General features: G+C 60.8%; 8 protein-coding genes and 1 pseudogene. 1 reads left to right on the top strand and 8 read right to left on the bottom strand.

The genetic code is table 11. From position 1 onward, the window contains the following. Nucleotides 1-64: 64 nt before the first annotated feature. From ACPPVP_RS17925 to ACPPVP_RS17910, 4 genes and pseudogenes are all read right to left on the bottom strand, one after another. A pseudogene (locus ACPPVP_RS17925) lies at nt 65-2,174 on the bottom strand (ParB/RepB/Spo0J family partition protein). A gap of 879 nt (nt 2,175-3,053) precedes the next feature. Further along, nucleotides 3,054-3,515 (bottom strand): universal stress protein, encoded by a 462-nt coding sequence (locus ACPPVP_RS17920; RefSeq protein WP_426536580.1) that lies wholly within the window; start codon nt 3,513-3,515, stop codon nt 3,054-3,056. A 353-nt stretch (nt 3,516-3,868) separates the two neighbouring features. Continuing rightward, the gene (locus tag ACPPVP_RS17915) at nt 3,869-4,903 is read right to left on the bottom strand and encodes a patatin-like phospholipase family protein (protein WP_426536578.1); all 1,035 of its coding nucleotides are present in this window, start codon (nt 4,901-4,903) and stop codon (nt 3,869-3,871) included. A gap of 162 nt (nt 4,904-5,065) precedes the next feature. After that, nucleotides 5,066-5,443, bottom strand: coding sequence for an SHOCT domain-containing protein (locus ACPPVP_RS17910; protein ID WP_426536576.1), 378 nt, complete (start codon nt 5,441-5,443; stop codon nt 5,066-5,068). A gap of 282 nt (nt 5,444-5,725) precedes the next feature. On the opposite strand from ACPPVP_RS17910, the gene ACPPVP_RS17905 reads away from it, so the two are divergent. Continuing rightward, entirely contained in the window at nt 5,726-5,887 is a 162-nt protein-coding gene (locus ACPPVP_RS17905; protein WP_426536574.1) for a hypothetical protein, read from the top strand. 2,828 nt (nt 5,888-8,715) lie between these two features. On the opposite strand, the gene ACPPVP_RS17900 is transcribed toward ACPPVP_RS17905, so the two are convergent. The 4 genes from ACPPVP_RS17900 to ACPPVP_RS17885 are packed head-to-tail and all read right to left on the bottom strand — an operon-like array spanning nt 8,716 to nt 13,882. Continuing rightward, nucleotides 8,716-10,008 carry a M24 family metallopeptidase gene (locus tag ACPPVP_RS17900; RefSeq protein WP_426536572.1) on the bottom strand — a complete coding sequence of 431 codons (1,293 nt, stop codon included), beginning with the start codon at nt 10,006-10,008 and terminating at the stop codon, nt 8,716-8,718. A 22-nt stretch (nt 10,009-10,030) separates the two neighbouring features. Continuing rightward, nucleotides 10,031-11,443 (bottom strand): MFS transporter, encoded by a 1,413-nt coding sequence (locus ACPPVP_RS17895; RefSeq protein WP_426536570.1) that lies wholly within the window; start codon nt 11,441-11,443, stop codon nt 10,031-10,033. 31 nt (nt 11,444-11,474) lie between these two features. Then, the gene (locus ACPPVP_RS17890) at nt 11,475-12,251 is read right to left on the bottom strand and encodes an alpha/beta fold hydrolase (protein ID WP_426536568.1); all 777 of its coding nucleotides are present in this window, start codon (nt 12,249-12,251) and stop codon (nt 11,475-11,477) included. Between the two features lie 11 nt (nt 12,252-12,262). Beyond that, nucleotides 12,263-13,882, bottom strand: coding sequence for an FAD-dependent monooxygenase (locus ACPPVP_RS17885; protein WP_426536566.1), 1,620 nt, complete (start codon nt 13,880-13,882; stop codon nt 12,263-12,265). Between the last annotated feature and the right edge of the window lie 26 nt (nt 13,883-13,908).

Genomic DNA, 13,908 nt, shown 5'->3' with positions numbered 1-13,908 from the left:
GCCGGGCTTCTGCAGAAGAGTGAAAGCAGGATGCGGGTGTGCCTGAGCGTCCCGCGCCGGCGGCTCATTCGGCGGCCACACGACGTCGCTGAACCTCGACTTCCGGGCTATCGTCCTCATCCTCTGCGAGGAATTCGGGCAATGGCGCCGTCTCTGCGTCTCCACCCGACAAATGCGCTTGGGCGCCGGCGAGGCGCAGCGGTTCGGGCAGCCATCCCGTGCCATCGAGGAGCCGTTCGGCTTCCCGCGCCATATCGGGCTTTTTCAGATGGTCGATCAGCTGTGCTGAAGCCTCACCCTTCGCTTCCCTGACTGCATCCAGAATACGCGACTTGGTAATACGACCGAGATAGTTGTCGATCGTAGGCCTCCAACCGGCCTGCACCATGTTAAGCCCGACCGCGCGGGCCAGCACGCTGGCCTGGCCAAGCCTGGAAGCTGTGCCATGAGCCGATACGCGGCCCTGATTGTAGCAGTTCGCGGGCTCATGGACGGCGTTGACGGCGAATGACGCGCAATGGGCGAACAGCGCTGATTGGGCATGGCCGTCCAAGGCGGCGAGCGTATCCCAAAGGTCCTTTTCGTCGTTCGGGAGCCGCGCCTTCCAGGTTTCATGCCTGGTATCGACTGCCCTGGCTGAGGCACTCTCCTTCAATCCGGGAGCTTGGGCGGAAAACGCGGGCGTGTGAATTGCAATCTCAAGGCAGTTGGCCGAAGACGCGAACCGATAGAACGTTGCAAGCGCGAAGTTGTGGAGCACCGCCAGGAACGCGATCGACGGATGTTGCGCCAGCGCATCCCGTAACGCGAGCGTCCGGTGGGCCGTGAGTTCGGTAATCAACCGGTCCGGCAGGGATTTTGCCGCTTCGTCCTCCTCCTCCTCTCCGGCCGGCTCGGATGACATGCCAGCAACCGTAATGGCCGTGCGGTGTGCCGGGTCAGATGTCTCGTTCGCGTCGAAGGGGTGGCCGCCGTCGGCGGCTTCGGATTCGACTGCCGGCATTTCATCCTCGGGCCGGACATAGCCCAGATCCGGAGATAGCCGGCCTTCGGAATCGATGCTGATAAAGACGCCGGCACGGGTGATATCGGCCGGATCGTAGATTATCGACCGATCCTCAAGCGTGAGCAGCAACGCCTCGATCTCGTCAAGCCGTTGACCGACTTCGTCGGGCAGCTCATCGGCATCCTGATACTCGGTCTCGAGCCGGTCGTGCTCGGCGTTGAGCGCATCGATCGCCGTCTGCTGATCGATGGTGAGCGGCGCCGGCGTTCCCTCCAGTTTCCGCAGGCCCTTGCCATGACCGAATGGAAAATCGACCGCCACCGAAATCCACTTCCAGCCCTCCAGGGCGATTGCATCCGCGCCGGCTTTAAGTTTTTCCGCAACCAGACGATCGAGCAGAGCAACGTCCTGCAACCAGCCGCCATCGTCATCCTCGAACAGATCCCGCAGAACCGGACCTCCCGCCTGTTCATAGGCTGCGAGGCCGACAAACCTCGCGCGGCGATCGGACGCGCGGATTGCGTTCTCGGTCAGCATACGGCGGATCTGGTAGGGCTCGTCATACCCGGAGCGGCTGACATTATCCCAGACCTGCTCCTGGCGGGCGTGATCGCCGTTGACCGAGAACGCCATCAGCTGCTCGAGCGTCATGACATCCTCGGCGTAGACCTCGTGCAGCTTCGGCGAGACCGATGCCAGCCGCAGACGCTGCTTGACGATTGCCGGCGCCACAAAATGCCGCGCAGCGATGTCCTCCTCGCTCATGCCGAGATCGCGCAGCGCCAGGAAGGCCCGAAACTGATCCAGCGGATGCAGCCCGACCCGCTCGTCGTTCTCCGCGATCGAATCGTCTTCGGCGATGCCCCCTTCGCGAACGACGCAGGGGACCGCCTGCGTCTTCGACATCCGCTTCTGCTTCACCAGAAGCTCGAGTGCACGATAACGCCTTCCGCCCGCCGGAACCTCGAATATTCCGGTCTCGTTACCCTCCGCGTCGACGACGGCCCGGACGTTGAGGCTCTGAAGCAAGGTTCGCTGGGCGATGCTTTCAGCGAGCTGTTCGACCGAGACGCCAGCCTTGATCCGGCGCACGTTGGACTGGCTCAGCACCGTTGAAGGGAATATCTCGCGATGGCGATAGCGTGATCTTCTGGACGGTCTTTGTCATCTGAGCTCTCCACGACGGGCGGCCGAAAGCCTCTCTCTCGGCCTCCAACCCGTCGCGGCGCCGGCACAGCCCTCTAACTCTCTCCAAGCCATCCGCGGATGCCCACGTGCAGCCTGCCGATCTCCTTCCACAAAATTGGCTGAGGATCCTGGCGAGGCTTCGGCAACAAGCCGGGCAGACAGCCGGCAGCATCGGCCGCCTGCAACGCCAAGCGCACTTCGTGCTCAACTTCGCAAGACCTCCATGAATGAGCATGGCCAGCGCATCAAACGTCGCGTGGCAACATTGACCGATGCAGGTCTCGATCTGTGTTTCACCGGGCGTGCGCCGCAGGCGCATCGCCCCAATCGAAGTAGCGTGTCAGACGAAGCGCAGCGCAGTGAACCCGCGGACGCCGAGACCGGTTAACAGCGGTACCCGGCGACGGGGCAGTGATAGCGACCTGTCAAGCGCCAGCGCTTGACAGGGGCCCCTTCGACGAGTGCCCCCGGCGAGGCGTTCTCTACCTGTTTGAAGGTTTCGGATTCTTCTGAGGTACGGCGCAACCGGAAATGATTGAATGACGAGAAATCCCAAATAATCGACTGACCCTTCTTAGTGTCGAAACACGGATCTGAGAGCATCGCCCTCGACGGAACATGTCTGCATCGGGTCAATCGCGTCACTTTGACGGCACGCCGCGAACTTCTGCTCTTCCCCGATCAGCGGACATCGCCGACCGGGTGCGTCAGGAGCACGCTTATGATCACCCTCGGTCTAGGTCTCCTCGCCGCCAGCATTGTCGGGCTCACCATAGAAAGTGGAGGAATAGCTTTGGTGCTCTTCAGCGCCGGGGTCTGGGTGATCCTCCATGTGTAAGCACCCTCGGCCGTCAGGAGATCAATTATGTCCGCTCACTACCAACACCGGCACGCTTCCGTCCCCTAGGACCTCCGATGTTTGACTCCCCAACAATAACTTCCTAAGGCCGCGACGCCCATGAGATGCCATCACGATTAAGTCGCAGCCTTTGGACTTTGCTGTTTCGATAATCGCAGTCGCTGGGTGCGCATTCGGAACATACAAGAGTTCTGCAGATATCCCGATCTGCTCCGCCATCGCTCGAGCCTCACCGAGCACTTTGCCCGCACGTTCCTTGCTGGCCGCGTCAAAGCTCTCAACCTCTTCCTGCGAGGGCATCCATCCCGAGGCGTGACCGCTTCCATAGTCAACCGGCAGCGGTTCCGTTACGGTGATGACTGTCATTTTAGCGTTCAAAGCCTTTGCTAAAGCAGCCCCGTGCTCAACGCCTTTTCTGGCGACATCCGATCCGTCCGTGCTCAAGAGAATATTGGTGTACATTCGAGGGCTCCGTTGTTCGTCGAACATTTCCCTAAAAAGTCGGTCTGTCCCGCCGCCGCAACGAGCTGTTGTGCGTCCGTGATGCCTTCGTGCGCCGATGTCAGGTACGGGCGCGCCTTCCGAAATGGGGCCCCCTTTCCGGCCTGAAATCCCGAAGATTTTCCTAGAGCGATTTCGCAAAATGCGCCGCTTTAGGCTCGATGATGATCGGCTCATTGCTCGGTGTTTGAAGTCGAAAAATGGGGCCCCGCAATTCGGGGAATAATGGCAGGCGTGTGGCAATTGAGGCCGCCTCATATGAATGACGACGATCACCGAACTACCGCGGGCTAAAAGCGCGCCGCAGCCCATTGTCAGATCTGTTCTAACAAGACACCAAGATCCAAAGTGGAGCAACGTCCAAGATTCGATGCGTAGCTCTCCAAAAAGACTTGCGCCGACCTTCGCCCCTCATCGCGCAGCAAGCAGAAGAATTCCCATTCCGCGTTGAGTTTGGAGGAAGCGCCGAGTTCGGTCAATATCTCGCTCGCAATGCGGTGGATGCGCATGCCGGCCCATTGCGCGCCCTCGCTGTCGCCCGGATCGGCGACCTGCCGAAGCAAGGCGATCATGCGCAGCTCCTTCAGCAGAACTGCGTTAAAGGACACCTCATTCAGTCGGTTGAGAATCTCTGAGGCGGAGCGCGGCGGACTCTCGCGTTCAACCGGATTGATCTGAACGAGAATGGTATCCTGTGACTTGCACTCTCGAATGAGAGGCGTGATCGTGGGATTGCCAGAATAGCCTCCGTCCCAGTAGGGATCGCCGTCAATCTCTACAGCCTGAAACATGGTGGGCAGACAGGCGGAGGCGAGCAGAACGTCCGGCGTAACAGTGTTGTTCCTGAACACGTGACCGCGGCCGGTCCGGACATTGGTTGCCGTGATGAAAAGTTTCGTCGGTGCTCCTGCCAGTCGCTCGAAATTGATTGTTTCTGCCAGAATCGCACGTAATGGATTTTTGCCCATCGGGTTCAAATCATAGGGCGAAACCAGGCGAGACATGAGATCCATAGCGACATAGATAGGCGAAGAGTCCAGCGTCCAGCGGCCGAGAATCACATCGAGGGGGCCGCGCCGCAAAGGACTGAAGCGAGCCGCCTCGGAGACGCGGCGCCAGAAAGTCTCCAGAGCTGCCCGGGCACCCGCGGCCCCGCTTTCGGCATGACCATCGACAAGCACCGCGGCATTCATCGCACCCGCGGACGTGCCGGAAATGCCATCGATTCCAAGCCACGGCTCCTCGAGCAGACGATCGAGCACGCCCCAAGTAAATGCCCCATGCGAACCACCGCCCTGCAACGCAAGGTCCACAAGGATGGGATCGTGAGTGATGGCCGCGTTGGCCATTAGACCTCTCTTCGCAAGAATAGCACTCGTGCCGGCAACCGACCAACGGTTAAATATGATTGATCATTCGCGTCGATTTGACGGGCACTGGCCATTTCCGGTCTTCCTCAACAAACGACATCCTCAAAGCTGGTTGGCATTTCTCTAAGGCGCCACAAGACGCTAGACGAGTTTGGCACGAAGACGCCGGAACTCGTCGTCTGTTATCGACCCAGATTTCTTTAGCTGATCAAGCTTGCTGATTTCATCCGCTGTGCTGTAGCCGACCACGCGGCGCAGTTCGTCGCGCGCCTGCTGAGCTTGCTGCGCATTGCGCTCCGCCATACCTCGTCCTTGGGTGATTAGGTAGGCAAAGATGCCGAGGTAAGAGGTTAGAACCAGCGCGAGAACCCACAGCGCCTTACCCCATCCGGAGATATCGTGACGCCTGAACAGGTCACCATAGATTATGACAAGCAGCCAGAACCAAACGACAAATGCGAATATTGCAATCATATTCATCAAGAAGTTAGAATAGGTGTACCCTCCTTCAAAGAGCATCGCTGTTCTCCTGTTCGCTTGTCTTTCAACCGAATTTGACTCAATGCGAGGTCCAACGGACATTATGTATGGCAAACGTGCAGATGGACTATAAGGACTTCCCCTCAAACAGTGCGGGTTTTCCCTGAAGCTTCGATTTGCGGAACATGGTCCGAAGACAGGCAATCAGGCGCTGGACTTGCGAACCAAAACGAAAGCCGTTCTGGGCCAAATATCAGTCTTCAGCGCAGAGATTTGCCACATTCAACCCCGGTCGCAATCGTTCAATGGGTGGGAGATGACATGACGCAGACCGGCAAGCCGCTGAAGGCAGCCTTAGACGTCCGAATCTTGAAGGACGATGAGCTGGACGCCGTTTCTGGCAGTGGCCAGCTTCAAAGCGCATTCAGCACCGTCATCAAGTCAATCGGGCAAGGGCTGCAAACAATGGCGAGTAAACAATAGCGATGCCCACGACAGTTTGAGTGCTTGCGCAGGTCGTAGCCCGAGAGGCGGTGGATCGGTCGCCCGGCAATATCGACACCGCCGTGATAGACGGTTGGCGTCGGCCCCAGCGCGCGGGCAGCGCAGTTTCGCCCCGGCGGGGCGCACGCCGTTAGAAAGCCAACTTTACGTAATCAAAGTGCCCTCAGTAAACGAAGGGAGGCTTCCATGGCCAAAGCTCTGGTAACTCTATGTTGTTTGCTTGCGATGGGGACGCCTGCATTCGCGAGCGGCGAAGCAGCTCTTTCGGAAAGTGACGCGAAAGCCTTCACCGCTGTGTACGGGGCGGCTGAAGAAGAGAGCGCTCAAGATTTCGTTGAAACCGTGCAGTTAGGCGGACGATTGTGGACCTGCTTTGCGCGAGGTCGCAGCGGACGTTTTTCGGGTCAAAGCCGTAGCGCAAATGTCGCTCGACGAGTTGCCCTTGAGCGTTGCAGGAATCGATCCAGCCGTTGCGTCATCACGAGCTGTCGTTGATTGGACTCTGCGTCCCCGAACCACCGCACCCATCGGCCTCAAATTGTTTCGCCGCGCTGGCGTAGAGGCTGTAGGCGGACTGTTGCTCTCCAAAGCCGACCAGGCGTCTGCTGACGAAAATAGTTCATCCGAACCGGGACGCGCACGGGACGTAGACTAGAAATGGACACTCCACCCGCCTCGGGCACCGACCAGCCCCGATGCCCGCTTTGGGTCAAAAGGCGACCTTCGGGCACGGCTGATTTATGTCTGTTCAACTCTCGTCAGCGGACATCGGAAGACTGCCGCAGCACATCCGAAAAGTGCCACAAGGACTCTGGGACGGTGTAAGCCTTACTGAGGTCGGGTGTGCCGAACGCCGTTCGTGCGGTGCGGAGGCTTCTTCTTTCGGTGCTGTGTCGGCTGCGTTGCCTTTGGAGGCTGCGGAGGTTGCGGCCAGTAGGCACAGCCGAAGCTACAGGCACAGCCGGCACCGCATCCGGCAGCCAGCCTTAGTTTTCGGAAGAGCGGAGGTGGTCTAGCATTTTCCTTGTCGAAGACATAGAACGCCGCCAAATTGACGTCGGAGATTTCCTCCTCACCAAGAAAGATCTCGTGCTTCTGCGAGGGCGATGATGTATTCGCCGACGCTTCGCTAGTTGAGGCGCACGCACCGCTTGCCATCGAGAGAGACATGCCGGCCAACCCTAAGGCGGGTAAGGCTTTGCTCCGACGCTTGCCTATGGAAGAGCGATTCGGCATGGCACAATTCTTCCACGTGCTTGGGCATACTGAACTAAACTGGCGTGATGAAATCCGACCGAGCTGGTTCCAGGTAAAGACCAATGATGGTGGTGGAGGTTATGCCGACCCCGGCGGCGGTCAAGTCTCTGGCCAAGCGGGAAGCCGACCCACGTCCGGTTTGCCTTTGGGGGCCGACATGGCAGCTGCAGGCTAGGATGTCGGCTACGGGCCAGATGCGAATCGACAGCGTCCATCAGAGACATCTCCTCTCGCATCCGCTGCGTGCCCCATGATCCCACCAATTTGATCGGTCGTGAAGCCGCTACACCTTGGGATCGTGGCCGCTCGCATGCACATGAACGGGGCTCGTTCGATAGGATTGACTAGGATGCGTTTCGCTTTGGCCTTCGGCCTGTTGATCACCCTGTGTGCTTCTGCCAACGCCGAAACGGTGCATCACTTCCGCACGAGTCACCATATTGCCATTCAGCCCAGCCAAGGTATGTGCGTCCCTCCGAGCTGCTACAAGTTTCCAGGCTATCCGCCCTTACCTCCGGAGGCGGTTAGAACTCATGACCCGTCTACCTTCGGAGGCGGTTGACCTGACTCACCCGATCCCTCATCTGCGCATGGACCGCTCCTAGGCCGCCGATGCGTACCGTATCACGCCGCAGAGGCAACGTTCGTTGTGCGTCACAAAAAGACTGGTGACCTGACTTCTGCAACGGGGTCATTCGCGTCGGTTTGACCGGACCATGGCGACGTCCGGTCTACTCCCCATCAGCGGACATCGGAAGACGGTCGCAACACGTCCGAAAAGTGCCACAATCGGACTTGGCACCGTTTAGCGGAGTGGACGAAGGTCTCTGCAGGTTGAAAGGCGATCATAGTGTCCAGCGGCACCGCGACGGGAGGGGTTCCTTTTTGCTCGCCGCCGGTGTTTCCTCTGCACGGCGGAGAACGGGCATGCGGGGCTGTTCAGCCCACCTGACGCGCTTCATATGATACGAAGTGCCGGGACTGGCACCGTGATCTAGTCGCCCCGCAGCGTAGTGGTGTGGTGTCGCATGCCAGCGCACAACAGGCTGACCATCCCCCGTGTCCGTGTCGCACCCTCCCAAGCCCAGCATTCGTAAGAAACGCGTCCGGCAAGGCTGGAACACCTTTCTTGGTCCTGTTTGCCGCTGGCGAGGCGCCCGGTGGGCGCGACGGAGACTGGCCACTGTACCGGCGGCGGTTCGGATCGCTTTCGTCGCAGCGACGGTCCTCGCGGTAGTCTCGCTGGCAAACGCCGTCTATCAGGTGGTCCGCAAGCCGACCGAACTACTCTTTTTCTTCGGCGGGGCGCTCGACAAGGTGCCGAGCGAAACTTGGCAGCAGTATGGGCCGCTCTTCCGTAAGTATTCCACCGACACCATTAGACCCGAGCTGCTCGCCGCGCTGGCGCAGATCGAGAGCACGGGCAATCCGGTGGCGCGCACCTATTGGCGTTGGCGGCTGACCTGGAACCCTTTCGGGGTGTACAAGCCCGCCTCAAGCGCCGTCGGCCTATATCAGATGACCGATGCGGCCTACGCCGAGGCGAGCCGCTATTGCGTCCGAGGGCACGCCGTCGTGGACGCCGACTGCCGGTTCAACAGCCTGTATATCCGCGCGGTGCCAAGCCACGCAGTCGAGCTCGCGGCGGTGTACTTGGACCGCGGTGTCGCGGCAGTTCTCGTAAACGCGCCGTCGCCTGCCGCTTCCCAACCGGTGTCAGTCACGATCAGCGTATCCTCGAGCTTGATGTAGCCGCGGGTCGGATGCGGCAGCGCCGTCTCGATCGAGATGACCATTCCAGGCTGCAATGGACGACCGGCATCATAAGCCGCGTACGGCACCGGACCGTGATCGGACAGACGAGGCGCTTCGTGACTGATCAGGCCGATGCCATGCGCGGTGAAATCCAGTATGTCGCGATGCGGAGAGGATTTCACTGCTGCTTCGCCGGCCGTGACGATCTCGCCACCCGCCGTACCCGGCCGGATGACCTTGCGCGCTATCTGCTGGATTTCCTCGACCTCCTGCAACAACTCCTTCAGCTGGGCGTCGGGTTGCCCGAGGATGCCCATGCGGCAGAGGTCCCCGATGTAGCCGTGAAAATTCCCACCGGAGTCGAGCGACATCACGTCGCCCCGCTCCAACCGCTGGTTCGACGGCGCGCGGTTGCGGCCGGTCCCCGCTGTTATCAGGCAGTATTCGAACGTCAGATCGCGCGCCTGCTCTTCCTTCCTCAACCGGCCCACGACATCGTGCTTGCTCATTCCGGGTTCGCAAGCCTTGAACGTGGCCTGCATGGCGCTGACGACGCGCGCTGAAGCCTGACGGACAAGCTCGATCTCCGTTGCCGTCTTGATTGCGCGCAACCGTTCCAGCACAAACTGCCCATCGAGCAACTCTACATTGCCGAGCTGAGCACCGAGAAGTTGCCTGGCGTCAGCGGGCAGAAAACTTGGTTCAATACCCACCCTCCTCACGCCGTCGCCGAGCTGTTTGATATGCTGCACAGCAGTTTCGGTCGCGTCGAGCGTTCCCCAGCACGACGTCTTGACGATCGGCGCCGGAATGGTTCCCAGCTCGCGCTCGAAACCCTCCATGCGATTACCGACATAAAGCGTGTTTTCGGGCCGGCCCCTTTGATAAACGACGACAGGCAAATAGCGGCTGACGCCGATCGCATCCATCGCGTCGAAAAAGAAGAAGCGGTAGCCACCCAACAGGTACTGGACGTTATGCCGCGAGGTTGCGACGAGGACATCGAGGTCCGCCTCCCCCATCAGCCGGTCGAGCTTCGCCGTATCGAACGGCGGCTTCGCTGCGGCTTCGCTGTGCGTATGGTTCATGACATTCAATTCCTCTTAGAGGTTACGCCGCGGTTTTTGCCGTCACCGGCTTCGGCGCTGCATTCCCGCTCCTTGTGCCGCCGAACAACGACACCGGGTGCCCATGCGGCTCGACGCCAAGGAAGGTAAAGGCAAGTCCGACCAACAGGCCCGCGCCGGCAAGGAAGACAAAGGCCGGCATCACAGCGGATGCAGTCGCCTGCGGATGCACAAAATTGTCGGCACCCGCAATCAAGGCAAGACAGAGCGGCCCCACGATCTTGCCGATGCCGTTGGCGAACTGCGCCAATCCAACCGCGCGCCCGCTGAGCTGAACCGGGAATATCTCCGCCGGATAGGGGGCGAGATTGGAGAACCCGCCGTCGAAAAACAACGCACCAACGATCAGGAACACCAGGAACAACGGTATCGAGCCGACGAAATCATTATGGAAGAAGGCGGCCAATCCGAGGGAAATGGCGATGCCATATCCCATCAGCTGACCGCACGGCTTGCGGCCGACCCGATGGGCCAGAAACGCAAACCCGGTCCGGCCGAGCACGCCGGCAAGACTGACATAGATGAACATCTTCGCTGCATCCTGGGGCGCGACCCCGAGCAACAGGGCGACGATCGTAGGTCCCCACAGGAAGACGCCATAATTGGCGGTGCTGGCGCCGAACCAAATCAGCACTGTCAGCCAGAAACGCCGTTGTTCGGCAAACAGATCGGCAAACCGAGCGCGGCTTGCGGCTGGTAGCGCCGGCAGGTCAAACGGATGATCGCCGACCTGGTAGAGCTTGCGGATGCTGGTCTGCGCTTCCCGCACCCGGCCCTTGCTGATCAGCCAACGGGGCGACTCCGGCATGACAAAAGCGGTCAGGATCGCGAGGATGATCGGCAGGAAGCCGACCGCGGCGAGCCCGCGCCAACCAACCAGCGGCAGCAGATAGCTCGCCGTGATCGATGCCGACAACACGCCAAAGGCGACAGGAACGACCACGAGGCTGGTAACCAACGTCCTGTGGCGGGTCGGCGCGAACTCGACGATCGCCGGCACGGCTGCCGCCGCGCCCGCCGCAAGGCCAAAGCCGACGAAGAAGCGCAGTATCGCAAAGAAGATCCAGCCGTCCTCCGGTATCAGCGCAATCGCTCCGGAACTGAGGCCGCAGATCAGGACACCGGCGACGGCGAGCGGCTTGCGGCCAAAACGATCGGCGAGGAAGCCCGACGCCAGCGCGCCAAGCATGGCGCCGATGCCGGCGCTCATCAGCATGATCGAGGTCTGCCCGAAGGTCAGGTGCCATTTCGGCGCCAGCACCGACACCAAAAACCCGACCACGAAGAAATCGAAGAAGTCGACCACGCCCGTCACGGCGAAAAGGATGATCGATAGCCAATAGCGCGTCGTTACCGGCGCTTCGTCGAATGGCACTGCGCTCGCCTGGTCGGCCATTGGTCTTCTCCCCGTGTTGTCGACCCGCCTCTTACGAATTCAGAAATGCAATCACCGCCTCCGCCACGCGTTCCGGCGCCTGGATCGACGACACGTGTCCGACCTGCTCGACCACGCGCGTTTCGGCGCACTTGAGATCGCGCGCGATGGCAAATGTCTCCGCGTTCGGAATCAGGCGATCCTCGCTGCCGGCAAGCAGCAGCGTCGGGCGATCGAAGTTCGAAAGGTCGGCCGCGACCTGCAGCGTCAGGATGCCGCCACGCCGCGCCTTCTGGTCGTCATCACGGCTGTTGCCGCGAAATATCTCGATCAGTTCGGGCCGGTCGCGCAGGCAATCCGGCGGAAAGAAGAACTCGGCGATTTTCGGCGCGTTGGTTGCGGTATCGGCGCGGTAGGACGCCAGCTTGCGGAAAGCATCCGCATTCACCTCCAGAGGACTTTTGTTCACTTTCCAAGTACTGCTGAGGATCAACCGGTCGATGCGGTCCGGATGCCGTGCCGCCAGCACTTGCGCGATCAGACCGCCAAGCGACGTCCCCATCACATGGGCGTGGTCATGGCCGAGGCCACGGATAAGGGCCGCCGCATCGTCGGCGAGGTCCGCCAGCGAATAAGGCGCGGCGGGATTGCGCGTGGCGCCGGAATCGCGCTGGTCGTAGGCGATGACGGTGAAATGGTCGTTCAGTGCGCGTGCCAGGCCGCCGAACATCGCATGATCGGCCTCGCCGCCGTGCAGCAGCACGAGCGGCGCTCCGCGGCCGACTTTTTGATAGGCTGTAATGACGCCATTGGCCTCGAACGATTGCATCGAAGCCTCCGTTAATGCAGCAGCGTCGAGAGCGCGCCGGCGAGTTCCTTTGCCGGATCCGACGGCAGCCACGGCATCCGCCACGCCACGTGACCGTCGGGACGCACCAGCACGGCGCCGCGCATGCCCAATTGATATCCGTCTGCCGGATCAGCCGCGGGCAATTGCTTGAGCTGCAGCGCCACACCCGTCTTTTCGGAAACCTGGCGCCCCGCCTCAAGCCATTCGTTGCCGAGCGGTCCGGTGACGACGGAAAATTCCTTGTCGAACCAGTCAAGCGTCGAATGTTTTCGCGCGCAATCCAGCCACATGTGCGGAAAACGCGCGCCGGGGCGATCGGATGGCGTGTAGTAGCGCGAGTTCAGTGCCTTCGCGACGGTGCCGTCGGGGATGACAGCGCCATCTTCATAATTGTGTCCGAGATTTTGACCTATACTGTGAAGGTGATTGTCCATATCGTTGATCCAGAAGCGGATCCGGTCTGGGTTCCGGGATCGCACCGCATCGTCGGTCAGGCCGAACCGCAGGCGATTGCCGAAGCTGAAATTGGCGTTGGACTGCGCGACGGGCCGGCGCTCGCTGGAATAACTGTCGAGCAGGCGGTCGTCCGCCCACCCCTTGAGCACGAACGCCAGCTTCCAGGCGAGGTTGTGCGCGTCCTGCACCCCGGAGTTCAAGCCGAAGCCGCCGGTCGGTGGAAAGCGATGGGCGCAGTCGCCGACCAGGAACACCCGTCCCTTCCGGAATGTCTCCGCGACCTGCATGCTGACGCGCCAGATCGAGCGGTTGAGCAGCGTCACGTCAAGGTCGGGAATTCCGACATGCCCACGCGCGATTTCGAGGAACTCCTGATCGGTCCAAGGCCGCTCGCGATCGTCCTTGGTGAGACCGATCTGCGTCACCGTCAGCCACCGATCACGGCCGTTGGTGTTGAGGATGCCCGCGCGCGGCAGGCCGGGCTTGTCCGGGATGACGATGAAGCCCGCCGCCTCGCGCGCAATCGGCAGGCTCGACAGATCGGCCCGCCAATACTCGTTCGACATCACCGCCAGCGTGGCCGGCCCGACCATCTCGATGCCGGCGTTGCGGCGGGTTCGACTGCCGGCGCCATCTGCGGCAATCAGGTAGGTCGCGCTCCATTCGGTGATTTCGCCGGTCGCCCCCGAGCGCGTCCTGACACGGACGCCGCTGTTGGTTTCCTCGAACGATTCACATTCGGTGCTGAACAGCACGGTGGCGTGTTTCGACCGCTCGACGACGCGCAGGATTTCTTCCTCGACGGCATCCTGAGCGACCAGGCTCTTCCACGCCGGCGTGTGCCCGACATTCGGTTCGGGCCTTGTGCGGCCGAACTCATGTCCCCCGATGCTGTCGAGGAACACGAACATGTCGGAGTTCTCTTGCAGGCCGCGGTCGCGGATGGCCGTTTCGATCCCCCACTGCCGGAAGATCTCCATGGTTCGGACCCAGCAACCGCGCGACTTTGGATGATCTGTTGTCGTCGTACTCTTCTCGACCACGACGCAATCGATGCCGAACCTGTCCAGCAGCAGCGACATTGCGAGCCCGACCGGGCCACCGCCGGCGATGAATACAGTCGTCTGGCGCGCTTCGTCCGCGGCGATGCCCATACCCGTTTTCTCCCTGTATTTATTTT

Source organism: Bradyrhizobium sp. McL0615 (assembly GCF_049993905.1).
Classification (GTDB): Bacteria; Pseudomonadota; Alphaproteobacteria; order Rhizobiales; family Xanthobacteraceae; genus Bradyrhizobium.
Note: the sequence above shows the minus strand (reverse complement) of the source record. Positions and strands in the feature narration are given on the sequence as shown.

Bases quoted from the DNA above. Each gene is read 5' to 3' on its own strand.
- ACPPVP_RS17920 (WP_426536580.1), bottom strand. From the start codon at position 3,515: ATGTACACCAATATTCTCTTGAGCACGGACGGATCGGATGTCGCCAGA.
- ACPPVP_RS17915 (WP_426536578.1), bottom strand. From the start codon at position 4,903: ATGGCCAACGCGGCCATCACTCACGATCCCATCCTTGTGGACCTTGCG.
- ACPPVP_RS17910 (WP_426536576.1), bottom strand. From the start codon at position 5,443: ATGCTCTTTGAAGGAGGGTACACCTATTCTAACTTCTTGATGAATATG.
- ACPPVP_RS17905 (WP_426536574.1), top strand. From the start codon at position 5,726: ATGACGCAGACCGGCAAGCCGCTGAAGGCAGCCTTAGACGTCCGAATC.
- ACPPVP_RS17900 (WP_426536572.1), bottom strand. From the start codon at position 10,008: ATGAACCATACGCACAGCGAAGCCGCAGCGAAGCCGCCGTTCGATACG.
- ACPPVP_RS17895 (WP_426536570.1), bottom strand. From the start codon at position 11,443: ATGGCCGACCAGGCGAGCGCAGTGCCATTCGACGAAGCGCCGGTAACG.
- ACPPVP_RS17890 (WP_426536568.1), bottom strand. From the start codon at position 12,251: ATGCAATCGTTCGAGGCCAATGGCGTCATTACAGCCTATCAAAAAGTC.
- ACPPVP_RS17885 (WP_426536566.1), bottom strand. From the start codon at position 13,882: ATGGGCATCGCCGCGGACGAAGCGCGCCAGACGACTGTATTCATCGCC.